Raw genomic sequence first — 25,479 nt, forward strand, 5'->3', positions numbered from 1 at the left:
GCTTCTATGGAAGTTCCGGCGCCGTTCGCGGGTACCGTTAAAGAGATCAAAATCAACACCGGCGACAAAGTGTCCACCGGCTCCCTGATCATGATCTTCGAAGTGGCGGGCGCTGCGCCTGCAGCCGCTCCGGCACAGGCTGCCGCTCCGGCTGCCGCGGCACCAGCTGCAGCGGCTGGCGTGAAAGACGTTAACGTACCGGATATCGGCGGCGACGAAGTTGAAGTTACCGAAGTGATGGTAAAAGTTGGCGATAAAGTGGCTGCTGAGCAGTCACTGATCACCGTCGAAGGCGACAAAGCTTCTATGGAAGTTCCGGCGCCGTTCGCGGGTACCGTTAAAGAGATCAAAATCAGCACCGGCGACAAAGTATCCACCGGCTCTCTGATCATGGTCTTCGAAGTGGAAGGCGCCGCGCCTGCTGCTGCTCCGGCTCAGGCCGCGGCACCGGCACCGGCTGCTGCACCTGCACCGGCTCAGAAAGCTGCCGCGCCGGCTGCGAAAGCAGAAGGTAAAACCGAATTCGCTGAAAACGAAGCTTACGTTCACGCGACTCCGCTGATTCGCCGCCTGGCGCGCGAGTTCGGCGTAAACCTGGCGAAAGTGAAAGGGACCGGCCGTAAAGGTCGTATCCTGCGCGAAGACGTTCAGGCTTACGTGAAAGAAGCGGTTAAACGCGCTGAATCCGCACCGGCTGCTGCCGCAGGCGGCGGTCTGCCGGGCATGCTGCCATGGCCGAAAGTTGACTTCAGCAAGTTTGGCGAAATCGAAGAAGTGGAACTGGGTCGTATCCAGAAAATCTCTGGCGCTAACCTGAGCCGTAACTGGGTGATGATCCCGCACGTTACGCACTTCGACAAAACCGATATCACCGATCTGGAAGCGTTCCGCAAGCAGCAGAATGCCGAAGCTGAGAAGCGCAAACTGGACGTGAAATTCACCCCAGTGGTCTTCATCATGAAAGCCGTTGCCGCTGCGCTTGAGCAGATGCCGCGCTTCAACAGCTCGCTGTCCGAAGACGGTCAGCGCCTGACGCTGAAGAAATACATCAACATCGGTGTGGCGGTTGATACTCCGAACGGTCTGGTGGTTCCGGTCTTTAAAGACGTGAACAAGAAGAGCATCACCGAGCTGTCTCGCGAGCTGACCACCATCTCGAAGAAAGCGCGCGATGGCAAGCTGACTGCTGGCGAAATGCAGGGCGGTTGCTTCACCATCTCCAGCATCGGCGGCCTGGGTACTACCCACTTCGCGCCGATTGTTAACGCGCCGGAAGTGGCCATCCTGGGCGTGTCTAAGTCCGCGATGGAGCCGGTATGGAATGGTAAAGAGTTCGTTCCGCGTCTGATGCTGCCGATCTCTCTGTCCTTCGACCACCGCGTCATCGACGGTGCTGATGGTGCCCGCTTCATTACCATCATTAACAACACCTTGAGCGACATTCGCCGCCTGGTGATGTAAGCGAAAAAGCCGGCCTGACGGCCGGCTTTTTTCTGATAACCTCAGGCTGTTGAGGATTATCAGCAACAAAGGACAAAATCGTTTGCCGTTTGTTGTTTAAAAATTGTTAACAATTTTGTAAAATACACGCGGATAGAACGTCCCGGTGGACTTGGGCGTAATAATAAAAGCGTCAGACCCGCCGGATATAAATTACAGAGGTCATGATGAGTACTGAAATCAAAACTCAGGTCGTGGTACTTGGGGCAGGTCCTGCAGGCTACTCTGCAGCCTTCCGTTGCGCTGATTTAGGTCTGGAAACCGTCATCGTAGAACGTTACAGCTCCCTGGGCGGTGTTTGCCTGAACGTGGGTTGTATCCCTTCTAAAGCACTGCTGCACGTTGCTAAAGTTATCGAAGAAGCGAAAGCGCTGGCCGAACACGGCATCGTTTTCGGCGAACCGAAAACCGACATTGACAAGATCCGCACCTGGAAAGAAAAAGTTATCACTCAGCTGACCGGTGGTCTGGCTGGCATGGCCAAAGGTCGTAAAGTGAAGGTGGTTAACGGTCTGGGTAAATTCACCGGCGCTAACACCCTGGAAGTTGAAGGCGAAAACGGCAAAACCGTGATTAACTTCGACAATGCGATCATCGCGGCGGGCTCCCGTCCGATTCAACTGCCGTTTATCCCGCATGAAGATCCGCGCGTTTGGGATTCCACCGACGCTCTGGAACTGAAATCTGTACCGAAACGCATGCTGGTTATGGGCGGCGGTATCATCGGTCTGGAAATGGGTACCGTATACCATGCGCTGGGTTCAGAGATTGACGTGGTTGAAATGTTCGACCAGGTTATCCCGGCTGCCGACAAAGACGTGGTTAAAGTCTTCACCAAGCGTATCAGCAAGAAATTCAACCTGATGCTGGAAACCAAAGTGACTGCCGTTGAAGCAAAAGAAGACGGTATTTACGTTTCCATGGAAGGCAAAAAAGCCCCGGCGGAAGCGCAGCGTTACGACGCGGTGCTGGTAGCTATCGGCCGCGTGCCGAATGGTAAAAACCTCGACGCAGGCAAAGCCGGCGTGGAAGTTGACGATCGCGGCTTCATTCGCGTTGACAAACAAATGCGCACCAACGTGCCGCACATCTTTGCTATCGGCGATATCGTCGGTCAGCCGATGCTGGCGCACAAAGGCGTACACGAAGGTCACGTTGCCGCAGAAGTTATCTCCGGCCTGAAACACTACTTCGATCCGAAAGTGATCCCGTCCATCGCCTACACCGAGCCAGAAGTGGCATGGGTTGGCCTGACTGAGAAAGAAGCGAAAGAGAAAGGCATCAGCTACGAAACCGCCACCTTCCCGTGGGCTGCTTCCGGCCGTGCTATCGCTTCCGACTGCGCAGACGGTATGACCAAACTGATCTTCGACAAAGAGACCCACCGTGTTATCGGCGGCGCGATTGTCGGCACCAACGGCGGCGAGCTGCTGGGTGAAATCGGTCTGGCTATCGAAATGGGCTGCGACGCTGAAGACATCGCGCTGACTATCCACGCTCACCCGACTCTGCATGAGTCCGTTGGCCTGGCGGCAGAAGTCTTCGAAGGTAGCATTACCGACCTGCCAAACGCGAAAGCGAAGAAAAAGTAACTTTTTCTTTCAGCTAAAATGCATAAGCGGCTCTAAGAGCCGCTTTTTTTATCGCTAATGTTTAGAACTATGTCCCTGTTCACAAACCGCTACACCTCATACATACTTTGAAAATAGTCACCCAGTAAACTAATAGGTAGTTAATTATGTATCTGAGGTGTGAGATGAAACGCTTATTGACCACGGCGCTGTTAGCCACGATGTTCGTATCCGGTATGGCCTGCGCGGCTGATGTAACCATTCCATGGGCGGCGAACAGCGGCGGTACCGAAAGTACCCATATTGCGGCGATGGGCCAGGATCTGAATGCGCAGCATCAATTGGTGACGAAGACGAATGAAGGGGTGTGGGCGGCAAATTCCGGGAGCATCAGCTCGGATGAAGCGGCGCTGACCAGTCAGAAACCTGCTTTTGCCGGTTATCCGGAGCTGATGCCGCACCAGGGCTAAGCATAAGAGAGTGCCCGGTTGCTATCGCGCAACCGGGCATTTTTTTATTGATTGACCGGCTGCCATCCCGCTGCTGAATCGGGGGCAAAATGCGTAATTGCCTGCGCTTTCGTCGCGCTCTCTTCGCCCAGGTTCGCCTGCCAGACTTGATCATTCTGATCGATCATGAAGCTCATCACCCCGGTTTCTCCCCATTCCACCGGCCAGGCCAGTAAGGCGACGCCTTGGTTATCGTTATCGGCGATAATGCGGAAGCGGTAGCCATGATAACCGGCGCCGGGCTCCGTCGGGCTAAAGGCCGGCCCCAGCGGGCTGGGCGTTTCGCCCGGCGAGGTTGGCCAGTACAGGCCATCTTTTTTGCCTTCGCTGCTGATGATTTTTTGCGCCCAGCGATGATTCATTTGATAGTAATCCTGCTGGGCATCAACGTAGGCGTGCATGGCGGCAATAGCCGACAGTTCATTGCGGCCGATGGCGCGTGTGAGAATTTCATCTTCTCCGGCCGCCATATCAAAACGCCAGCCCTGTTCATCTTTGACAATGGGAATCGGCAACCGCCACGCTTCACTACCGACATCAAGCCAGGCGCTATTACCCTGCTGGACAATGACGTGTTTCACCTGCCAGTCGCGCTGAAAGCGGTCGACGGCATTGGGATCAATACCATCGGTGGGTAAAAACTGCTGCCAGTTATCGCCGAGCAGATTATTGAGCGCGGCTTTATCACGATGATTGAGCGCATCGGCCAGCGCGCTTGCGGCTTTCTCCGGCGTGGGGAACGGTTGCTGGGCGAAGGCGGCAAGCGGCGACAGCATTAGCGTTAATAGGGCGATCTGTAATGGTTTTCTCATCTGCTCATCCTCAGCGACGACGCAATTCATGATGTTCGGAAAGACGCTCTCTGGCGGCGCCGCGCTGTTCGCTGCTCAAGCCGGAAATATTACGGCTTTGCAGCCCGCGCGCCTGCTGTGATTGCCAGGAGGGGGAGCGACTTTCGTTGCCGCTTAAGGCATTGGCGCGTACCGTGCTCACCGCTTGCTGACGTTGGGCCGGCGTCGCGGAGTGAATCTGCTGACGGCGCTGTTGTTGCTGAGGCGTTGGATTCTGCACGTGGCTCTTCACGGCCTCGCGATGCTGTTGCTGCTGTGGCGTTGGGTGTTGCAGCTGCGTTTTCGCCGCTTCGCGACGCTGCTGTTTGGCAGGCGTCGGCGTGCTGTCGTAGCCACGGTAGCTGCTGCGCTGGGTGGCCTGCTTCAATTGTTGAGAGGCTGCCTGACGCTGCGCATCGCGCGAGGCGCTAGTGGCCGCCAGTTTGCCTGCGCTGGCGGCAGGGGCGTTGGGATGCTGGAGCTGCGTCATCGCCGCTTGCCGTTGAGCATTGCGATCGACCGGCGCATGCTGGGTTGCGCTGAGTCCGCCGGGCACATTGGTCTGATGATAGCGCTGGGCGACATTATTATTCGGATAAGGCACGTTGCCGCGATAGGCGGGGTTGTGCTGCCAGTTAACATGGTTACCCGGCAGATTCTGCCCGGTAATGCGGTTGAAATTATTCACATTAATATTGATGTTATCGCCATTGTGCTGGTAACCGCCGTGATGGTAATCGTCATCATGATGATGGTAATCATCGTCATCATCCCAGTCGATGCTGCTGAAGAGCGCCCAGGTGGTGGCGACGCCAAGGCTGTAACCAAAACCTTTGACGAAGCTATCGGTGAACTGCTCTCCAGGAGGCGGCGGCAGATAGACCGGGGGATAGGCGCTATTCGGCCAACTGCCGTAGACGGTCGAAGGGTTATAGCTTGGAACGTATACCACCTGCGGATTGGTCGGTTCAATTTTGATGATCTGCGAAGGCGCTGGCGATGGCGTTGAGGTTGTTGAGGTTGTTGAGGTTGATACCGTGCTGCTATTCGATGACCTCGAAGAGGCCGGCGCGGCGGCCGTGACGGTCACCTTTTGTTGCGGTGTGGATTTTAATGTTCCGGTTTGTTGGGCAATAGCGCGCAGGCGCTGTACGGAATCCATCACGTCGTGCGGCTGGGCTAAAAATGCATCGCCAAGGTTTTCTACCCACGGCGGGTTTTCGCCCATCATTGCCAGCAGGGCGGGAAAAGCGACGAGGGATTTAACGCTCGGATCCCACGGCTGGTTGGCAACGGCCTGCACGGCAGCGTCGCCTTTCATCGACGGGTTATCCTGCGACCACTGCACCGCCTGCATGACGTTGTCCGGATAGGTGGAGGCCATCAGTACCTGCGAGAGTAAACTGTCCGGGTAGAGCGCGATTGGCGCGACCCATTGGTCGATTTGCGCCTGGGTATAGGTGGCGGCGACAGGTTGCGCTGGCGCAGTCGCTGGTGCTGACGTTGGCACAGGCTGCGCCGTCACCGGCGCTTCAGCGATAGTCTCTGGGGTACGACTTTTAACATATAGCGTTCCCGCCGCCGCGAGTAAGCCGGCGCTGCAGAGCAGGGCGATAATATGGGGTTTGAACGGTAGTGACATGGAAGCTCCTGACACAGAAATGTTACCCATCTCGCTCAAGTATCGGCGAAAACGGTACGTTACGGGAGTATATGAAGACGATATTGTTTTTTTTGATTTTTGTTGGGATCCTGACATTAAATCTGTAACAGAAATAAATTTATCTACCAGCATTCGCACAGAAAGCCTGCAATATCCTGCCCTTAACGATTCAGCTAAATTTTAATGTTGCTTTTTTGTAAACAGATTAACACCCTTCAAAAATCCTGCTATGCTGCCCTCGCGGTATCGGGCATTTACCCTACAAACTGCTGTCTCACAGGAGCGTGAAGAAAATCGCCTACCGCATTTTACAATGAGAGCGAGGAGAACCGTCGTGCTAGAAGAATACCGTAAGCACGTAGCTGAGCGTGCCGCCATGGGGATTGTTGCCAAACCCTTAGACGCAACCCAAATGGCCGCGCTGGTAGAACTGCTGAAAAACCCGCCAGCGGGTGAAGATGAATTCCTGTTAGATCTGCTTACCAACCGTGTACCGCCGGGCGTCGATGAAGCCGCCTATGTTAAAGCCGGATTCCTTGCCGCTATCGCCAAAGGCGAAGCGACCTCCCCACTGGTTACCCCTGAAAAAGCCGTTGAACTGCTGGGCACCATGCAGGGCGGTTACAATATTCATCCCCTGATTGAAGCGCTGGACGATGCCAAACTGGCGCCGATTGCGGCGAAAGCGCTGTCCCATACCCTGCTGATGTTCGATAACTTCTATGACGTAGAAGAGAAAGCCAAAGCGGGTAATGAATATGCTAAACAGGTTATGCAATCCTGGGCTGACGCCGAGTGGTTCCTGAACCGTCCGCAACTGGCGGAAAAAATTACCGTTACCGTCTTCAAAGTTACCGGCGAAACCAATACCGATGACTTGTCTCCGGCACCTGATGCCTGGTCCCGTCCGGATATCCCACTGCACGCTCTGGCGATGCTGAAAAACGCGCGTGAAGGTATTGAGCCGGATCAGCCGGGCGCAGTCGGTCCGATTAAACAAATTGAAGCGCTGCAGCAGAAAGGCTTCCCGCTGGCCTACGTTGGCGACGTTGTCGGTACCGGTTCTTCGCGTAAATCCGCCACCAACTCGGTGCTGTGGTTCATGGGCGACGATATCCCGAACGTACCGAACAAGCGCGGCGGCGGCCTGTGCCTGGGCGGCAAAATTGCGCCTATCTTCTTCAATACCATGGAAGATGCGGGAGCGCTGCCTATTGAAGTGGACGTGAGCAACCTGAACATGGGCGACGTCATTGACGTTTACCCGTTCAAAGGCGAAGTGCGTAACCACGAAACCAACGAGCTGTTGGCAAGCTTCGAACTGAAAACCGATGTACTGATCGACGAAGTGCGCGCCGGTGGCCGTATTCCGCTGATCATCGGTCGCGGCCTGACGACCAAAGCGCGCGAAGCGCTGGGTCTGCCGCACAGCGACGTCTTCCGTCATGCGAAAGATGTGGCGGAAAGCAACCGCGGCTTCTCTCTGGCGCAGAAAATGGTTGGCCGCGCCTGCGGCGTTGCCGGTATCCGTCCGGGCGCTTATTGCGAGCCGAAAATGACCTCCGTCGGTTCTCAGGACACCACCGGTCCAATGACCCGCGATGAGCTGAAAGACCTGGCGTGCCTGGGCTTCTCCGCTGACCTGGTGATGCAGTCCTTCTGTCACACCGCAGCCTATCCGAAGCCGGTTGACGTCACCACGCACCACACTCTGCCGGACTTCATCATGAACCGCGGCGGTGTTTCACTGCGTCCGGGCGATGGCGTTATCCACTCCTGGCTGAACCGTATGCTGCTGCCTGATACCGTAGGTACCGGCGGCGACTCCCATACCCGTTTCCCGATTGGTATCTCCTTCCCGGCGGGCTCAGGTCTGGTGGCCTTCGCCGCCGCGACCGGCGTGATGCCGCTGGATATGCCGGAATCAGTACTGGTGCGCTTCAAAGGTAAAATGCAGCCGGGCATTACCCTGCGCGACCTGGTTCACGCCATCCCGCTGTATGCTATCAAGCAAGGCCTGCTGACCGTTGAGAAGAAAGGGAAGAAAAACATCTTCTCTGGCCGCATCCTTGAAATCGAAGGTCTGCCGGATCTGAAAGTCGAGCAGGCATTTGAACTGACCGATGCTTCTGCCGAGCGTTCTGCTGCTGGTTGTACCATCAAGCTGAACAAAGAGCCGATCGTCGAGTATCTGAACTCCAACATCGTCCTGCTGAAGTGGATGATCGCGGAAGGTTACGGCGATCGTCGTACGCTGGAGCGCCGTATCCAGGGCATGGAAAAATGGCTGGCGGATCCGCAACTGCTGGAAGCCGACGCTGATGCGGAATACGCGGCAGTGATCGACATCGATCTGGCGGATATCAAAGAGCCAATCCTGTGCGCGCCGAACGATCCGGACGATGCGCGTCTGCTGTCAGACGTGCAGGGCGAGAAGATCGACGAAGTGTTTATCGGTTCCTGCATGACCAACATTGGCCACTTCCGTGCTGCCGGTAAACTGCTGGACAGCCACAAAGGCCAACTGCCGACTCGCCTGTGGGTGGCGCCGCCAACCCGTATGGATGCCGCGCAGTTGACTGAAGAAGGCTACTACAGCGTGTTTGGTAAGAGCGGCGCGCGTATCGAAATCCCTGGCTGTTCCCTGTGTATGGGCAACCAGGCGCGCGTGGCTGACGGCGCGACGGTCGTGTCGACCTCTACCCGTAACTTCCCGAACCGTTTAGGTACCGGCGCCAACGTCTATCTGGCCTCTGCCGAACTGGCGGCGGTCGCTTCTCTGCTGGGCAAACTGCCGACGCCGGAAGAGTATCAGACCTTCGTCGCTCAGGTTGATAAGACGGCGGAAGATACCTATCGCTACCTGAACTTTAACCAGCTGGATCAGTACACTGAAAAAGCTGACGGCGTGATCTTCCAGACCGCCGTGTAATCCGTTCGGTCAGCCCGGCTGACCGTTTGGCTACAAACTCTCCAATGCCCGCTGAACATTGCATCAGCGGGCATTTTTATTTTTAAACCTCCCACCCGTTGCGCTTTTTTTCTTCCTGTCTGCTGCGATAATTAGGTTATGGGTACAGTGCAGCGGTGACGCATTGCCCTTGCAGAGGAAAAGATTATGGATTACGAATTTCTGCGCGATATTACCGGTGTGGTAAAGGTGCGAATGTCGATGGACCACGAGGCGATTGGTCACTGGTTCAACGAAGAGGTGAAAGATAACCTGGCCCTTCTGGATGAAGTGGAACAGGCAGCGCGCACCGTGAAAGGCAGTGAACGTTCCTGGCAGCGGGCCGGCCATGAATATACGTTGTGGCTGGATGGCGAAGAAGTGATGATCCGCGCCAACCAACTGGAATTTTCCGGCGATGAAATGGAAGAGGGGATGAATTACTACGACGAAGAGAGCCTCTCTCTTTGCGGCGTGGAGGATTTCCTGCAGGTGGTTGCCGCATACCGTGAATTTATGCAGCAGCGTTAATCATTCGTTCGGTGCCGGGCGGCGCGGAACCCCGTAGGCCCGGCAAGCAAAAGCGCCGCCGGGCATTTCAGTCATTACACCGCAGGGATATTGCGGGCGTAATAAATTTCCCGCATCTCTTTCCACAGCAGGTCGGTAATCACCTTGCGCTCTTGTTCGCTTAACTCTTCCGGTTTGGTGTGGAACATGTAGTGTTTCAGATCGAACTCTTTCAGCATCATTTTGGTATGGAACATATTTTCCTGATAGACGTTCACGTCCACCATGTCATAGAGCGACTTCATATCTTCTGACATGAAGTTCTGAATAGAGTTGATTTCATGATCGATAAAATGCTTCATGCCGTTGATATCACGGGTGAAACCACGCACGCGATAATCAATGGTTACGATATCGGATTCCAGCTGGTGAATCAGGTAGTTCAACGCTTTCAGCGGTGAAATCACTCCACAGGTGGAGACTTCAATATCGGCGCGGAAGGTGCACAGACCGCCTTCCGGATGGCTTTCCGGATAGGTATGCACGCAGATGTGGCTTTTATCGAGATGTGCGACCACGGTCTCAGGCAGCGGGCCCGGATGCTCGCTCTGATCGATAAGCTGCGGATCGATAGGCTCTTCGCTAACCAAAATGGTGACGCTTGCGCCCTGCGGTTCATAATCCTGGCGTGCGATGTTGAGTATGTTGGCGCCAATGATTGAACAGGTCTCGGAGAGGATTTCCGTCAGGCGGTTGGCATTATAGAGTTCATCGATATAGGCGATATAGCCATCGCGCTCTTCGGCGGTTTTAGCGTAGCAGATATCGTAAATACAAAAACTCAGGCTTTTAGTCAGGTTGTTGAAGCCGTGCAGCTTAAGCTTTTTCAATTTGGTTCACCTCCTCGTTTCAGGTTAGCTGGCGGTCAGCGCATCCAGCAGGTATTGCGGTAGCGCGAAAGCCGCGGTATGAATTGCCGGGTTGTAATAACGGCATTGCAGCCCGGCGCTATGGAAGCGGGCCTGAATAATTTCCGTCGACAAATGACGCAGGGCTTCATTATCGGTCGCCCAGGCAAAGGTCATGATACCGCCATAGTAGGTCGGGATCGCCGCCTGGTAGAAGCTGACATCGGTGAAATAGTGGCTGAGTTTGCGATGGCTGCCTACCGCTTCATCCTGCTGCAGGAAGCTTACGCCGTTCTGGGCAACGAAAATTCCGCCGGGGTTCAGGCAACGTTTACAGCCAGCATAAAACGCCGAGGTAAACAGGCTCTCACCGGGGCCGATCGGGTCAGTACAGTCGGAGATAATGACATCAAAAGTTTGTGACGTTTGGTTGACGAAGTTCACGCCGTCATCAATCACCAGCGTAAAGCGCGGGTCGTCATAGGCGCCGGCGTTATGGTTTGGAAGGTACTGGCGGCAGAACGATACCACTCCGGCGTCGATTTCCACCATGGTAATGGTTTCGATATGTTGGTGGCGGGAGACTTCACGCAGCATCGCGCCATCGCCGCCGCCGATGATCAGCACGTGCTTTGCGTGACCATGGGCCAGCAGCGGAACGTGGGTCATCATTTCATGGTAAATAAACTCATCGCGCTCGGTGGTTTGCACCACGCCATCAAGCGCCATCACGCGGCCAAATGCCGCATTTTCGAAGATGATTAAATCCTGATGATCGGTCTTCTCATGGTACAGCACGTTATCAACGGTAAAATATTGACCAAAATGGTCGTGCAGCGTCTCATGCCACTGATTACTCTCGGCCATGGCTTACTCCTCCTTTGTTAACTTCTGTGGTGCCCACAAAGCGGGCACCCCATCATAGCCAACTATAGATAGAGATTGATATGGCGAATAGTGAACCTTCTACTGTTTGGCTGAACTCTCGCTAGCGTGAGGTTTTCGGCGCAGGTGTTTTGGGTTGTTGATCGCTGTTGGGCCTGACGTCAACAATTCGGACGGTATACACCATCGTCGCGCCCGGCGGAATTTTTCCAGGGATCCCTTTGCTGCCGTAGGCGCGCTCCGATGGAACCACGATAGTGATGGCGCCATGGTTATTCAGGCGTTTAAGCGGTTCACGGAAGGTCACGGGATACTGACTTAGCGCCTGTGACCAGACCTTATCTTCGGCTTCCATATCGTTTATCACGGTACCGTCGATCAAGCTTTCTTTGATAACGACGGTGACGATATCGTTATCATCAATTTCACCTTTGCCGGGGTAGTCAATGCGGCTATAGATCCCGCCTTTGAGTAGAACGCCTTTCTGCGCGGCAAATTGCTGCTGATACTTTTTACCTTCGCGGAGGGTTTGCTGCTCAATTTTATCAATGTTTTTGTATAACCTCTGCGACACGTCGAAAAGCGCCTTATTGCGCGCTTGTTCATCCAGCGCCAGCTTACCGGCAAAAACATCGTTAATGCCCTTAATAACGGTCTCCTGTTGCAGATTTAACCCTTTCGCTGCCTGACTGGACAGCGTTTTAAGCGCATCTTGCCCTATTGATACACCGACGGAGTATGCCTGCTGCTGTGGGGCATTACTGAGGTTTAGCGCGGGTGATTTGGTTGCCGCGGTGGTGGTTTTTACTGCGGCGAGTTCGGCGCTCAGCTTCTGCTTCTCCGCCATTGCCGCAGCCAGCTTATCGCTCAGGGCCTGCTTGTCTGTCTCCAGCGCGTTGAGCTTTACCGTTTGCGCCTGCAGAGCGGCGGCAGAGCGTTTGAGATTATCTGCGCACTCGGCTTTTTCCTGCTGGAAGGTGCGGGCTTGCTGAACAAGCCGCTTGTTTTCCGTGTCCAGCGCGGTTATCCGGCCCTGAAGCTGTGCGATGGTTTTATTCAACGCTGAATTATCTACCGGCGCTGGCGTGACGGCGGGAGATGGTGATTTTAGCTGTGCCTGCAGCTGGCGGATGGTCTTATCTTTGTCGGCAATGAGACTTTTTTGCGCGGCCAGTTTTTTTTGCAGCGCTGCCATGTTGTTGTCGCGGGCCCTGACGGGTTTACTGGCCTCCGGCGCCGGAGGTATTTCTTTCTTCTCTTTTTTCTCCTGCTGCTGGACATAGTTGAGAAACGCAGGCGCACCGTCATCCGCTTGCGCATGACCAATAAAAAGGGACGCCAGCAAAAGGAAGGCCAGCGTCATTATATTAAGGCGAATTATCATAGCGCCTGTCACTTCACCGCATTATCGCCGCGCATGACCAGACTATCGATCAGCGACTTTTCAATATCGGCGCAAAGCTTGATGGATTTAAATTGATACATGGAATCGATGCCCTGACGGGTGGAATCGGCGACTTTCGTACGCACTGAATTATATTGCGACGCCGCACCGATCAGCGCGGTGAATTCACTACCCAGTCTTGAGGCTTCTTTCGGATTAACCTCTTTTAACGAATCTAAAGCCTGGCGACAGGCATTAAGCCGCTCCTGTTCAGCGGCCAGCCGCAGCTTTTCATTCTGTTGCGCATCGGTGGCGATGGCGATTGGTGGCGTTATGGGTGTGTTAGCCTGACGATGTGCCTGGCAGCCAACTAGCATGATAAACGCGAACGGAAGTAAGCGAAAAAAAGGTGAGATATTCAAAATGTCATTCCATTGCAATAAGAGAGGTTACTGGCGATTTTAATTTTCTTGATGGCCTTTGCAATAAATGACAAGTTGAATTGTTTGCTCTTGAATGTGATTTTTACTGATAAATTAAGCTAACGGTTAATTAATAAAACTAAATAGTATCAGGGGGCGTCAAATATAAATGCCGGTTAATGAATTCATATTTCGTCAATGCTGGTGGAGAGGGGGAGGCGTGATTACACAGATGCAGCCGCATCGCCGCGGCTGCAGATAGGCTTACTTTACATAGGCCAGCAGGCTGAGGGAGTCTCGGGCCAGAGCTTTGCATTTTTTGGCTGTTGGGATTTTGATACCGCTGAGATCGCGATAGCTATCCTCACCTAATGCTTTCATATTAAAGCTGTCGTAGTTGCTGAGGTCCCATTGGTTTTGCTGGGCAAAAAAGACCAACGCGCGGCGAATTTGCGTATTTGGCAAATTTTGATAGCCGCAATCGTTTTTCAGGAATACAAATACCGCCGTTAAATCAGCCATATCTTCCGCTTCGGATTCACTTAATGCATAGCTATTGGCGGAGAGGGCGAGCAGGCTGCCAAACAGCATTGTTCTGAAAAACGTCTTCATTTTTTCTACCATTGAAACACGGACAATCAAAGTTAGCATACTTCTTTACACCACGCAGAGCTTTATTCACAAGCTTCTGCTTGACCTTCCCGTTGCGGGAGGGTTTAAGCTTAAATATTCACCAGCAGAATAAAAGGATGTGAAAATGCAACGTCGTGAGTTTATCAAATTAAGCGCCGCGCTTGGCGCGGTCAGCGCCTTACCGCTCTGGAGCCGTTCGGTATTCGCTGCTGGCCGTCCGGCTTTGCCGGTCCCGGATTTATTGACCGCCGACGCGCGCAATCGCATTACGCTGACGATTCAAGCCGGAAAGACGCAGTTTGGCCCGCATCTTGCGACGACTTGGGGTTATAACGGCAACCTCCTCGGGCCTGCGTTGAAGCTGAAGCAAGGTGAAGCGGTGACGGTAGATATTCATAACCGCCTGGCGGAGGAGACCACGGTCCACTGGCATGGGCTGGAAGTGCCTGGCGAAGTCGATGGCGGCCCGCAGGGCGTCATCGCCGCAGGAGCCTCAAGGACGGTGAGTTTTACGCCGACGCAGCGAGCGGCGACCTGCTGGTTCCATCCCCATCAGCATGGTAAAACCGGCCGTCAGGTCGCGATGGGGCTGGCGGGTTTGGTGCTGATTGAAGATGTCGAGAGCGGGCAATTACTGTTGCCGAAGCAGTGGGGAATTGATGATATTCCGGTGATCGTGCAGGACAAAAGATTCAATGCCAATGGAGAAATAGATTATCAGCTCGATATCATGAGCGCCGCCGTTGGCTGGTTTGGCGATACCCTGTTGACTAACGGCGCGCTGTATCCCGAACACGCTCCACCGCGCGGTTGGCTGCGCCTGCGTCTGCTTAATGGTTGTAATGCCCGCTCGCTGAATTTCGCTACCAGCGATCGCCGCCCAATGTATGTAGTAGCAAGCGACGGCGGCCTGTTGGCGGAACCGGTCAAAGTGAGCGAACTGCCGGTACTGATGGGCGAGCGCTTTGAGGTATTGATTGATACCCGCGACGGAAAGGCATTTGATCTCCTGACGCTGCCGGTGAGCCAGATGGGGATGGCGATTGCGCCATTTGATAAGCCGCAGCCGGTGCTCCGTATACAGCCGCTATTGATCCCGGCATCCGGTAAGCTACCCGATACTTTGGCGGCGATGCCCGCGCTGCCGTCACTGGAGGGGCTGACGCAGCGCACGCTACAGCTGTCGATGGATCCGATGCTCGATATGATGGGAATGCAGGCGCTGATGAATAAATATGGCGACCAGGCGATGTCCGGTATGAGCCATGGGATGATGATGGATCATGGCGACATGGGCAATATGAATCACGGTCAGATGAAGAATATGAACCATGGTGGCGGAATGGGACATGGCGCTTCATCTGATAAGGGATTCGATTTCCATAACGCCAGCCGTATCAACGGTAAAGCCTTTGATATGAATGTGCCGATGTTCGCTGCGGCTAGGGGGCAGTACGAGCGCTGGCTGATCTCCGGCAAGGGCGACATGATGCTGCATCCTTTCCATATTCATGGCACGCAATTCCGCATTCTGAGTGAAAATGGCCAGGCGCCAGCGGCGCATCGTCGCGGCTGGAAGGATACGGTAAGAGTGGAGGGCGGGGTGAGTGAAGTGCTGGTGAAGTTCGATCATCAGGCGCCCAAGGAGTTTGCCTATATGGCACACTGTCATCTACTGGAGCATGAAGACACCGGGATGATGTTGGGGTTCACCGTTTAGGACTGTGCGGGCTGCCGCCTTCTCCCATAGGGAAGGGGGCAAACAAAAAAACGGCAACTTTCGTTGCCGTTTTGCGTTTTATTTCGCGTCATCCGGTAACGCATAGGCAACGATGTAGTCGCCCATTTTAGTACCGAACGAGCCATGACCGCCGGCAGAGATGACAACGTACTGCTTGCCATTCACTTCATAGGTCATCGGCGTCGCCTGGCCACCTGCAGGCAGACGCGCCTGCCACAGTTTTTCACCATTACTCATGTTGTAAGCGCGCAGGTAGTTATCGGCGGTGGCGGCGATAAACAGCACGTTACCGGCGGTTGAGATCGGTCCGCCCAGCATCGGCATACCCATATTGAATGGCAGCGGGACAGGCAGCGGGAACGGCAGACTATCCTGCGGCGTACCGATGCGTTTTTTCCACACTACTTCGTTGGTCTTCAGATCCAGCGCCGAGATATAACCCCATGCCGGTTGTTTACACGGCAGGCCAAACGGCGACAGGAACGGGTTCAGCGTGACGCCGAACGGGACGCCATACTGCGGCTGAACGCCGGACTCGGTACCAGAGCCTTTCGCGTCTTTTGGCGGTTCCATCGGGTTGCCCGGGCCGCGTGGGATCAGTTTAGAGACGAACGGCAGCGCCATCGGGTTGGCGATAGCCACCTGACGGTTTGGATCGACGGAGATACCGCCCCATTCAAACATCCCCAGGTTCCCCGGGAAGACCAGCGTGCCCTGTTCAGACGGCGGAGTGAAGATACCTTCATAGCGCATCTGATGGAAGATAACGCGGCACACCAGTTGGTCAAACATGGTGGCGCCCCACATATCTGCGCCGGTCAGGTCTTTCTTCGGACGGAAGCTCAGCTCGGAGAACGGCTGGGTTTTAGCAACATAATCGCCTTTCGCCGCACCTTGCGGAACCGGTTTTTCCGGCGCCGGGACCACCAGCTCGCCATTACGGCGATCCAGCACGAAGATGTTGCCGGTTTTGGCCGGAGCGTAAATCACCGGTACGGTTTTACCGTTCACATCAATGTCGGCCAGCGTCGGCTGCGACGGCATATCCATATCCCACAGATCGTGGTGTACGGTTTGGTAGCTCCATGCCAGTTTCCCGGTGGTTGCGTTCAGCGCTACGATAGAGCTGGCGTAACGTTCCTGTTCCGGCGTGCGATTGCCGCCCCAGATATCCGGCGTGGTAACGCCCATCGGCAGATAGACTAAATCCAGCTTCGCGTCATAGGCGGCAGGCGCCCAGGAGTTAGGTGAATTGAGTGTGAAGTGATGCTCATCGCTCGGGATCGCATTAGGGTCTTTCGCACCCGGGTCGAAGGCCCACAGCAGTTTACCGGTATTCACATCAAAGCCGCGGATTACGCCTGATGGCTCGCGGGTTGAGAAGTTATCGGTTACCGCGCCGGCAATGACGATAGTCTTATCGGTGATAATCGGCGGCGACGTCGGTTCATACATACCCGGCGTGGTTACCGGCATATTGGTTTGCAGGTTGAGAATGCCTTTGTTGGCAAAGGTTTCGCACAGCTTACCGTTGTCGGCGTTCACCGCGAACAGACGGCCATCGTTGACCGGCAGAATAATACGGCGCGGGCAGTCGGCGACGACGTCGGCAGGCGCGTTATCTGCTTTGGCTTCATGATAGGAAACGCCACGGCAGGTCACGTGCTGGAACGACGGATCGGCGTTCAGCTGCGGGTCAAAATGCCACTTCTCTTTACCGGTGGCCGCGTCAAGCGCGAACAGACGCTGGTGCGCGGTACACAGATACAGCATGTCGCCAACTTTAATCGGCGTCACTTCGTTAGTGATTTCACCCGGATCGTTCGGCTGCTTCAGGTCGCCGGTGCGGAATACCCAGGCTTCCTTCAGGTTCTTCACGTTATCGGTATTAATTTGCTTCAGCGGTGAATAACGCTGGCCTTCCTGGTTGCGACCATAGGCCGGCCAGTCGCTATCGGCGACGGTAGAAATCGGCGCGGCCGGCGTCGCGTCAGCGCTCAGCGTACCGTTCACTTCCTGCGGGTCGTTGAAACCGGCCCAGGTCAGGATCCCGCCGCTAATCAGCAGGGCGATAACCAGACCGCCAACGGCACCGGCGGAAGGGACCGGCAGACGGCGCCAGACAAATGGCAGAATCAGCCAGATGCCGAAGAAGACCAGGATGTCGCTACGCGGCGTCAGCGCCCAGAAGTCGAAACCGACTTCCCATACCCCCCAAATCATGGTTGCCAGCAGCAGGGCGGCGTACAGCCACAGCGCAGCGCGCTTGCCGCGGAACAGCATAACGGTGACGGCCAGCATCACCAGGCCTGCGATAGGGTAGTACCAGGAACCGCCGATAGCGGCCAGCCATACCCCACCGATTAACAGATACAGGCCACAGAAGGCGGCAAACAGCGCCGTCAGCGTGACAAGTAGCCGTGATTGTTGAGATTTTGTTTCTGCCATAGAAAGACACTCTTCAGTTGTTAATTTTTTAACTGCAATTAATTATAGGATTTAACAACTGTGATCGGAATCACAAATATGGCTTTATTATTCACTGCACCGAAGATTTCGTTTTGCTGGTATACTGTATCGCTTGCCGGTCAACGTCGATGTGAAAGCAACGGCTTTGAAGATTTATCCTAAGAATCAAATGGTTAGTTTAATGAAACATACTGTAGAAGTGATGATCCCGGAAGCCGAGATCAAAGCGCGTATCGCCGAACTGGGTCGTCAAATTAATGAACGCTACAAAGACAGCGGCAGTGAAATGGTGCTGGTGGGTCTGCTGCGCGGTTCATTTATGTTTATGGCTGACCTGTGCCGTGAGGTTCAGGTGCCGCATGAAGTCGACTTTATGACCGCCTCCAGCTATGGCAGCGGCATGTCCACCACCCGCGATGTCAAAATCCTTAAAGACCTGGATGAAGATATTCGCGGTAAAGACGTATTGATCGTCGAAGACATCATCGATTCCGGCAACACCCTGTCTAAAGTGCGCGAAATCCTCAGCCTGCGCGAGCCGAAATCGCTGGCTATCTGTACGCTGCTGGATAAACCAAGCCGTCGTGAAGTGAACGTCCCGGTGGAGTTTGTCGGTTTTGCGATTCCGGATGAGTTCGTGGTGGGCTACGGTATCGACTACGCTCAGCGCTATCGTCATCTGCCGTACGTCGGCAAAGTGATCCTGCTGGACGAGTAATTATTGTTGCGGTCCCGGATAAGGCGAGCGCTTTATCCGGGGCGGTGAGGGCGGCGGCTATTTATGGTTGGCGTGCTTGCTCTTGAGATTGGAAATCCCGTGGCGATAGCGCTGCTCGAGGGTTTCCCGGCTGACGGCGGTGACATCAAGATCGCGCAGTAGTCCGTCGTGAATACCATAAGCCCAACCGTGGATCGTCACTTTTTGTCCACGTTTCCACGCCGACTGCATGATCGTCGAGTGTCCCAGGTTGTATACCTGCTCCATCACGTTCAGTTCGCAAAGTGTATCCAGACGCCGCTCTTCCGGCATTTCACCGAGCAGCGAACTGTGTTTAAACCAGATATCGCGAATGTGTAGCAGCCAGTTATCAATAAGCCCCAATTCCGGGTTTTCGACCGCCGCTTGTACACCGCCGCAGCCGTAGTGGCCGCAGATAATAATGTGTTCGACTTCCAGCACGTCAACGGCGTATTGCACTACCGACAGACAGTTCAGGTCGGTGTGGATCACCAGATTGGCAACGTTACGGTGCACGAACAACTCACCGGGTTCCAGGCCGGTTAAGCGCTCTGCGGGGACGCGGCTATCGGAACAGCCAATCCACAGAAAACGCGGTTTCTGCGCCTGCGACAATTTCGCAAAGAAGCCGGGGTCCTCTTCCACCAGCATTTTTGACCATAGTGCATTATTGCTGATGAGTGTATCTATATCATTCATGGACGTTTACGGCCTGTAACCAAGTAAGTGCGTTGCGCTAATATAGGGTAAGCTCACCTTTTTGAAAACAATCTTTACCCGTCATACTTCATGCTGCAGGTGCGTTGGCTGCACTCGTTCACCCCAGTCACTTACTTATGTAAGCTCCTGGGGATTCGCTCATTTGCCGCCTTCCTGCAACATGAATTATTTGGGTAAATTAGATGTGAAGACACGAGAAGAGATATTTAATGACCATTGCTCTGGAATTAAAACAGCTCAAGAAAACCTATCCCGGCGGGGTTCAGGCGCTGAAAGGCATTGACCTGCAGGTTGAAGCCGGCGACTTTTATGCGCTGCTGGGCCCGAACGGCGCGGGGAAATCCACGACTATCGGCATCATTAGTTCGCTGGTCAATAAAACCTCCGGTCAGGTTAATGTATTTGGTTACGACCTGGAAAAAGATGTGGTGAACGCCAAACGCCAGCTCGGGCTGGTGCCGCAGGAGTTCAACTTCAACCCGTTCGAAACCGTACAGCAAATCGTGGTTAACCAGGCGGGTTACTACGGCGTTGAGCGTAAAGAAGCGATCTTGCGTAGCGAAAAGTATCTGAAACAGCTCGATCTGTGGGAAAAGCGCAATGAACGCGCGCGTATGCTCTCCGGTGGGATGAAGCGCCGCCTGATGATTGCCCGCGCGCTGATGCATGAGCCGAAGCTGCTCATTCTTGATGAACCCACCGCTGGCGTTGATATCGAACTACGTCGCTCGATGTGGGGGTTCCTCAAAGATCTCAACGATAAAGGCACCACCATTATCCTCACGACCCACTATCTGGAAGAAGCGGAAATGTTGTGCCGCAATATCGGCATTATCCAGAGCGGCGAGTTGGTGGAAAACACCTCAATGAAGGCGCTGCTGGCAAAGCTGAAATCGGAAACCTTTATCCTCGATCTGGCGCCGAAAAGCCCGCTGCCGACCCTCGATGGATATCAATACCGGCTGGTTGATACCTCGACGCTGGAAGTTGAAGTCCTGCGCGAGCAGGGGATTAACAGCGTTTTCGCCCAGCTAAGCGCCCAGGGCGTGCAGGTATTAAGTATGCGTAACAAGGCCAACCGTCTGGAAGAGCTGTTTGTCACGCTGGTGCACGACAAAAAAGGAGAATCAGCATGATGCAGCTTTACTGGGTCGCGCTGAAAAGCATCTGGACCAAAGAGATCCACCGGTTTATGCGTATCTGGGTCCAGACGCTGGTGCCGCCGGTGATCACTATGACCCTCTATTTCGTCATCTTTGGCAATCTGATCGGCTCACGGATCGGCGAGATGCACGGTTTTACCTACATGCAGTTTATCGTGCCGGGGCTGATTATGATGGCGGTGATCACCAATGCCTACGCCAACGTCGCCTCGTCGTTCTTCAGCGCCAAGTTTCAGCGCAACATTGAGGAACTGCTGGTGGCGCCGGTGCCAACCCACGTGGTGATCGCCGGTTACGTCGGCGGCGGGGTGGCGCGCGGGCTGTGCGTCGGGATTCTGGTTACGGCTATCTCGCTGTTCTTCGTCCCGTTCCAGGTTCATTCCTGGCTGTTCGTCGCCCTGACGCTGATTTTGACGGCAATCCTGTTCTCGCTGGCGGGCCTGCTCAATGCGGTATTTGCGAAAACCTTCGACGACATCAGCCTGATCCCGACTTTCGTGCTGACGCCGCTGACCTATCTTGGCGGGGTGTTCTATTCGCTGACGCTGTTGCCGCCGTTCTGGCAGGCGCTGTCGCATCTCAACCCGATCGTCTACATGATTAGCGGCTTCCGTTTTGGCTTCCTCGGCATTCATGACGTCCCGCTGGCGACCACCTTTGGCGTACTGGTGGTGTTTATCGTGGCCTTCTATATTCTGTGCTGGTATCTGATCCAGCGCGGGCGCGGCCTGCGTAGCTAATCCTCTCTGTTAGCGCCCCCGCTAATTTCACTGTGGCGGGGCGCTAAGCGGTAATTTTTGATACCCATCACCCCATCTCAACGCTTGCCCTGCTAAATTGTTTGCCTGCTAAGGAGGTAGGCGATGTTAGGTTGGGTAATTACCTGTCATGATGAGCTGGCGCAGGAGATGCTGGATCGTCTGGAGAAAAAGTTTGGCCCGCTGGCGCAATGCCGGGCGGTGAATTACTGGCGTAATCTGAGCGTCAATATGCTGAGCCGCATGATGTGCGACGCGCTGCATGCCACCGACTGCGGCGATGGGGTGATTTTTCTCACCGATAAAACCGGCGCCGCGCCGTATCGCGCCGCTGCGCTGATGAGTCACAAACATACCCACTGTGAAGTCATTTCCGGCATTCGCTATCCATTGCTGGAGGAAATGTATTTACAGCGCTATACCCTCAGCAGTGACGCCTTCCGTAATGCTATCGTTAGCGCCGGAGGCCCCACGGTGAGCAGCCTGTGGCATCAGCAGCAAAAGAACCCGCCTTTTCGTCTCCTGCATGATACGTTCGGAAATTAGGCATTAGCATTGATGCCGCTTTTGTTACAATGGCGGCATTCAGGTTTACCGGTTCGATGCGCATGTTTGCCCGAGTCATTACATTGTTCCTTTTTCTGGCATCTGCCAGCGTTTCCGCCAGTCTGCTCAGCCAGCAGGGCGTTCCCGCACGCTATATGCAAGTCACGGAAGATGCCGATATCTGGGCGCAGGTCGGCAACCATGTGGTGAGCGTCGGCAACGTTCGCGCCGGGCAGATCCTTGCCGTGGTGCCGACCACGGCAGACTATTATGAATTCAATTTCGGCTTCGGTACCGGTTTTATTGATAAAGGACATCTGGGGGCGGTGCAGGGCGCAAAACGGGTTGAGGATAGCCTGGGCGATTTACGCCAGCCATTGAGCAACCAGAACCTGCTGACCTGGAAAGATACGCCGGTATACGATGCGCCATCAGTGGGCAGCCCGCCGTTTGGTACATTAGCGAATAACCTGCGCTATCCCATTATCAGCAAGCTGAAAGATCGCCTTAATCAGACCTGGTATCAGATTCGTATCGGCAACCGGCTGGCGTGGGTGAGTAGTCTGGATGCGCAGGAGGATAACGGCATTCCGCTACTGACTTATCACCATATTCTGCGTGATGAAGAAAATAGCCGTTTTCGCCATACCTCCACCACCACTTCGGTGCGCGCTTTCAGTAACCAGATGACCTGGTTGCGTGACCAGGGTTATACCACCCTGACGATGTATCAACTGGAAGGGTATCTGCGTAACAAGGTGAATCTGCCTGCACGCTCGGTGGTGATTACCTTTGATGATGGCCTCAAGTCGGTGAATCGCTACGCTTATCCGATCCTCAAGCAGTACGGCTTCCACGCGACGGCGTTTATTATCTCGTCGCGGATCAAACGTCATCCGCAAAAGTGGGATCCGAAATCGCTGCAGTTTATGAGTATCTCTGAGCTCAGGCAGATTCAGGACGTGTTTGATGTGCAGTCGCATACCCATTTTCTGCACCGGGTCGATGCCGCCCGTCACCCGATATTGCTCAGCCGGAATTATCACAACATTCTCTTTGATTTCGAGCGTTCCCGGCGGGCGCTGAGTCAGTTTAATCCGCACGTGCTGTATCTTTCGTATCCGTTCGGCGGCTATAACGCCACGGCGGTCAAGGCGGCGAACGATGCCGGTTTTCATCTGGCGGTAACGACGGTGAGAGGGAAGGTGAAACCGGGGGATAATCCGTTCCTGCTGAAGCGGTTGTATATCTTACGTACCGATTCGCTGGAGACGATGTCGCGGCTTATCAGCAATCAGCCGCAAGGGTAAACCGGCGCTGCGGCTGAGCGCAGCGCCGTAAGAATCAGGCGACCTGCACCGGAATAGCTTTCGCCTGGCGCTTCATTTCGTTATCGCCTTCGAAATAGGCGACTTTCGGCTGCCAGGTGCGGGCTTCTTCGTCAGACATGGTCACGAAGCTGGCGATAATGAGGATATCGCCGACGCTTGCGCAGTGCGCCGCAGCGCCGTTGACGGAGATAATCTTCGAACCACGCTCGGCGGCGATCGCATAAGTTGAGAAACGGTTACCGTTGGTCACGTTCCACAGATGAATGGCTTCATTTTCCAGAATACCGGCCGCTTCGAGGAAATCCTGGTCAATGGCGCAGGAACCTTCGTAATGCAGGTCAGCCTGCGTGACTTTAACGCGATGGAGCTTGCCCTGCAGCATATTACGCATCATAACTTCTACCTTCCAACCTTTATGTAGCAAAGCGGACACGGCATCCGCTTTGAGAAAATAACCCGATTTTTCATTCCAGGCTACTGGCCCAGCTCGACGATTTTGTTATCAATCAGGCGCGCCTGGCCCAGCCATGCCGCCATCAGGATCACCGCGCGTTTGCTGGCTTCCGTTAGCTCCAGCAGAGTGTCGGCATCGCGGATCTGGATATCGTCGGCACGAAAACCTGATTCATTGAGCTCCTGCTCGGCGATGGCAATGATTTCCTCAAGGTTACGCTCGCCTGTGGCAAGTTTGCCCGCTACCGTACTCAGCACTTTGTACAGACCGGGGGCGATTTTACGCTGCTCGGCAGTCAGATAACCGTTACGCGAGCTCAGCGCCAGGCCGTCTTTAGCGCGGATGATCGGCACGCCGACGATCTCAATGTCGTAGCCCATATCGGCGACCATTTTGCGGATCAGCGCCAGCTGCTGGAAATCTTTCTCGCCGAAGCAGGCGACATCCGGCTGCACCAGGTTGAACAGTTTGCTGACAATGGTCGAGACGCCGCGGAAGTGGCCAGGGCGGCTGGCGCCTTCCAGCATGGTCGACAGGCCAGGAACGTCAACGAAAGTCTGTCCTTCAGTACCCTGCGGATAAATTTCCGCCGGCGCCGGAGCAAAGACAAAGTCGACCTTGCGCTTGTTCAGCTTTTCGCAATCCTCCTGCAGGGTGCGCGGATAGCGCGCCAGATCGTCCGGGCGGTCAAATTGCATCGGATTCACGAAGATACTGACCACCACGACATCCGCGCAGGCTTTGGCTTCATCGACCAGCTTCATATGGCCATCGTGCAGGTTGCCCATGGTGGGAACCAGCGCAATGCGCTTGCCTTCCTGGCGTAAACGACGGATATGCTGGCGCAGCAGCGGCAGGGTTTCAATTATCAGCACAACAAGACTCCTTAATGGAAACTATGTTCTTCGCCCGGATAGGCCCCGGATTCGACTTCGGCAATATACTGCCGTACCGCGGCGCGGATGTCGCCCGCTTCTGCGAGGAAATTCTTGGCGAATTTAGGAATGTGGCCGCCGGTGATCCCGAAAGCGTCATGCATTACCAGAATTTGCCCGTCGGTCACGTTACCTGCGCCGATGCCGATAACCGGGATCGTCAGCGCTTCGGTGATGCGTTTTGCCAGCTCTACCGGCACGCACTCCAGCACCAGCAGCAGCGCGCCGGCCGCTTCCAGCGCTAACGCGTCATCAAACAGCGCCTGCGCCGCATCGCCGCGGCCCTGAACTTTATAGCCGCCGAACACGTTGACCGACTGCGGCGTCAGGCCGAGGTGGCCGCAAACCGGTACCGCGCGCTCCGCCAGCATCCTGACGGTATCAGCCAGCCAGGCGCCGCCTTCAAGTTTGACCATATTGGCGCCGGCACGCATCACGACGGCGGCATTTTCGAAGGTTTGCTCCGGCGTGGCGTAGGCCATGAACGGCAGGTCGGCGAGCAGCAGGCTGTTCGGCGCGCCGCGGCGCACAGCACGGGTATGGTAAGCGATATCGTCAACGGTCACCGGCAGCGTGGAATCGTGTCCCTGTACCGTCATCCCCAGCGAATCGCCCACCAGCAGGACGTTAATGCCTTCGTCGGCAAAAAGCTTAGCGAAACTGTAGTCGTAGGCGGTGATAGTGGCGAAGCGCTTTTTCTCCTGTTTGCATTTCTGCAGCAGGGCAATGGTGGTCGGTTTCATAACGTTTCCTGATGATGAAAGTCATATTAACCGGCATTCTAACAGCAGCATTCAGGGGGGCAATGATTTTGGGCAACCGATTACCACTATCGCCGTAAATGCTAAAAAAGGGAGT

The 25,479-nt window shown here is 54.8% G+C and carries 23 protein-coding genes; 11 read left to right on the plus strand and 12 right to left on the minus strand.

Annotated elements, in window-relative coordinates:
* From aceF to ABLV07_RS19985, 3 genes are all read left to right on the plus strand, one after another.
* On the plus strand, positions 1-1,461 hold a 1,461-nt coding region (gene aceF / locus ABLV07_RS19975), incomplete at its 5' end, for a pyruvate dehydrogenase complex dihydrolipoyllysine-residue acetyltransferase (protein ID WP_348861489.1).
* A 206-nt stretch (positions 1,462-1,667) separates the two neighbouring features.
* Entirely contained in the window at positions 1,668-3,092 is a 1,425-nt protein-coding gene (gene lpdA / locus ABLV07_RS19980; protein WP_015368220.1) for a dihydrolipoyl dehydrogenase, read from the plus strand.
* A gap of 164 nt (positions 3,093-3,256) precedes the next feature.
* Positions 3,257-3,541 carry a hypothetical protein gene (locus ABLV07_RS19985; protein ID WP_015368219.1) on the plus strand — a complete coding sequence of 95 codons (285 nt, stop codon included), beginning with the start codon at positions 3,257-3,259 and terminating at the stop codon, positions 3,539-3,541.
* Between the two features lie 44 nt (positions 3,542-3,585).
* Here ABLV07_RS19985 and ABLV07_RS19990 read toward each other — a convergent pair whose 3' ends face one another.
* Both ABLV07_RS19990 and ABLV07_RS19995 read right to left on the minus strand, forming a co-directional pair.
* Positions 3,586-4,392, minus strand: a complete 807-nt coding sequence (locus tag ABLV07_RS19990; RefSeq protein ID WP_101705634.1) for a DUF2950 family protein — start codon at positions 4,390-4,392, stop codon at positions 3,586-3,588.
* A gap of 10 nt (positions 4,393-4,402) precedes the next feature.
* Positions 4,403-6,052 carry a DUF3300 domain-containing protein gene (locus ABLV07_RS19995; RefSeq protein WP_100279186.1) on the minus strand — a complete coding sequence of 550 codons (1,650 nt, stop codon included), beginning with the start codon at positions 6,050-6,052 and terminating at the stop codon, positions 4,403-4,405.
* Between the two features lie 355 nt (positions 6,053-6,407).
* Between ABLV07_RS19995 and acnB the strand changes: the two genes are divergently transcribed.
* Together acnB and yacL are read left to right on the plus strand one after the other, a co-directional pair.
* Positions 6,408-9,005, plus strand: a complete 2,598-nt coding sequence (gene acnB, locus ABLV07_RS20000; RefSeq protein ID WP_072201386.1) for a bifunctional aconitate hydratase 2/2-methylisocitrate dehydratase — start codon at positions 6,408-6,410, stop codon at positions 9,003-9,005.
* 186 nt (positions 9,006-9,191) lie between these two features.
* On the plus strand, positions 9,192-9,554 hold the full coding sequence (gene yacL / locus ABLV07_RS20005) for a protein YacL (protein ID WP_015368214.1): 363 nt from the start codon (positions 9,192-9,194) through the stop codon (positions 9,552-9,554).
* Between the two features lie 74 nt (positions 9,555-9,628).
* Here the strand turns inward: yacL and speD are convergent, their stop codons facing one another.
* From speD to ABLV07_RS20030, 5 genes are all read right to left on the minus strand, one after another.
* Positions 9,629-10,423, minus strand: coding sequence for an adenosylmethionine decarboxylase (speD, locus tag ABLV07_RS20010; protein WP_015368213.1), 795 nt, complete (start codon positions 10,421-10,423; stop codon positions 9,629-9,631).
* A gap of 24 nt (positions 10,424-10,447) precedes the next feature.
* On the minus strand, positions 10,448-11,308 hold the full coding sequence (speE, locus tag ABLV07_RS20015; protein ID WP_015704420.1) for a polyamine aminopropyltransferase: 861 nt from the start codon (positions 11,306-11,308) through the stop codon (positions 10,448-10,450).
* A 121-nt stretch (positions 11,309-11,429) separates the two neighbouring features.
* Entirely contained in the window at positions 11,430-12,710 is a 1,281-nt protein-coding gene (locus ABLV07_RS20020) for an FKBP-type peptidyl-prolyl cis-trans isomerase N-terminal domain-containing protein (protein ID WP_348853797.1), read from the minus strand.
* Between the two features lie 8 nt (positions 12,711-12,718).
* Positions 12,719-13,132 carry a hypothetical protein gene (locus tag ABLV07_RS20025; RefSeq protein ID WP_348853796.1) on the minus strand — a complete coding sequence of 138 codons (414 nt, stop codon included), beginning with the start codon at positions 13,130-13,132 and terminating at the stop codon, positions 12,719-12,721.
* Positions 13,133-13,396: 264 nt separating this feature from the next.
* Entirely contained in the window at positions 13,397-13,744 is a 348-nt protein-coding gene (locus ABLV07_RS20030; RefSeq protein ID WP_015704423.1) for a YacC family pilotin-like protein, read from the minus strand.
* Positions 13,745-13,889: 145 nt separating this feature from the next.
* Here ABLV07_RS20030 and cueO point away from each other — a divergent pair, with 145 nt between their 5' ends.
* Entirely contained in the window at positions 13,890-15,485 is a 1,596-nt protein-coding gene (gene cueO / locus ABLV07_RS20035) for a multicopper oxidase CueO (RefSeq protein WP_348853795.1), read from the plus strand.
* Between the two features lie 78 nt (positions 15,486-15,563).
* On the opposite strand, the gene ABLV07_RS20040 is transcribed toward cueO, so the two are convergent.
* The gene (locus ABLV07_RS20040; protein ID WP_015704425.1) at positions 15,564-17,954 is read right to left on the minus strand and encodes a glucose/quinate/shikimate family membrane-bound PQQ-dependent dehydrogenase; all 2,391 of its coding nucleotides are present in this window, start codon (positions 17,952-17,954) and stop codon (positions 15,564-15,566) included.
* Between the two features lie 202 nt (positions 17,955-18,156).
* On the opposite strand from ABLV07_RS20040, the gene hpt reads away from it, so the two are divergent.
* On the plus strand, positions 18,157-18,693 hold the full coding sequence (gene hpt / locus ABLV07_RS20045; RefSeq protein WP_015368206.1) for a hypoxanthine phosphoribosyltransferase: 537 nt from the start codon (positions 18,157-18,159) through the stop codon (positions 18,691-18,693).
* Positions 18,694-18,750: 57 nt separating this feature from the next.
* On the opposite strand, the gene can is transcribed toward hpt, so the two are convergent.
* Positions 18,751-19,413 carry a carbonate dehydratase gene (gene can, locus ABLV07_RS20050; RefSeq protein ID WP_015368205.1) on the minus strand — a complete coding sequence of 221 codons (663 nt, stop codon included), beginning with the start codon at positions 19,411-19,413 and terminating at the stop codon, positions 18,751-18,753.
* A gap of 230 nt (positions 19,414-19,643) precedes the next feature.
* Between can and ABLV07_RS20055 the strand changes: the two genes are divergently transcribed.
* From ABLV07_RS20055 to ABLV07_RS20070, 4 genes are all read left to right on the plus strand, one after another.
* Positions 19,644-20,570 (plus strand): ABC transporter ATP-binding protein, encoded by a 927-nt coding sequence (locus tag ABLV07_RS20055; RefSeq protein WP_015368204.1) that lies wholly within the window; start codon positions 19,644-19,646, stop codon positions 20,568-20,570.
* Positions 20,567-21,337 carry an ABC transporter permease gene (locus ABLV07_RS20060; RefSeq protein ID WP_015368203.1) on the plus strand — a complete coding sequence of 257 codons (771 nt, stop codon included), beginning with the start codon at positions 20,567-20,569 and terminating at the stop codon, positions 21,335-21,337. Before ABLV07_RS20055 ends, ABLV07_RS20060 begins: the two co-directional genes overlap by 4 nt.
* Positions 21,338-21,460: 123 nt before the next feature.
* Positions 21,461-21,901 (plus strand): PTS sugar transporter subunit IIA, encoded by a 441-nt coding sequence (locus ABLV07_RS20065; protein WP_015368202.1) that lies wholly within the window; start codon positions 21,461-21,463, stop codon positions 21,899-21,901.
* Positions 21,902-21,957: 56 nt separating this feature from the next.
* Positions 21,958-23,211, plus strand: coding sequence for a polysaccharide deacetylase family protein (locus tag ABLV07_RS20070; protein WP_015368201.1), 1,254 nt, complete (start codon positions 21,958-21,960; stop codon positions 23,209-23,211).
* Positions 23,212-23,245: 34 nt separating this feature from the next.
* On the opposite strand, the gene panD is transcribed toward ABLV07_RS20070, so the two are convergent.
* From panD to panB, 3 genes are all read right to left on the minus strand, one after another.
* Positions 23,246-23,626 carry an aspartate 1-decarboxylase gene (gene panD, locus ABLV07_RS20075; RefSeq protein WP_015368200.1) on the minus strand — a complete coding sequence of 127 codons (381 nt, stop codon included), beginning with the start codon at positions 23,624-23,626 and terminating at the stop codon, positions 23,246-23,248.
* An 80-nt stretch (positions 23,627-23,706) separates the two neighbouring features.
* The gene (gene panC / locus ABLV07_RS20080; protein ID WP_234262308.1) at positions 23,707-24,561 is read right to left on the minus strand and encodes a pantoate--beta-alanine ligase; all 855 of its coding nucleotides are present in this window, start codon (positions 24,559-24,561) and stop codon (positions 23,707-23,709) included.
* Between the two features lie 11 nt (positions 24,562-24,572).
* Entirely contained in the window at positions 24,573-25,364 is a 792-nt protein-coding gene (panB, locus tag ABLV07_RS20085) for a 3-methyl-2-oxobutanoate hydroxymethyltransferase (protein ID WP_348853794.1), read from the minus strand.
* Positions 25,365-25,479 lie beyond the last annotated feature (115 nt).

The sequence above is a fragment of the Klebsiella sp. CN_Kp097 genome (assembly GCF_040064495.1).
Classification (GTDB): domain Bacteria; phylum Pseudomonadota; class Gammaproteobacteria; order Enterobacterales; family Enterobacteriaceae; genus Klebsiella; species Klebsiella aerogenes.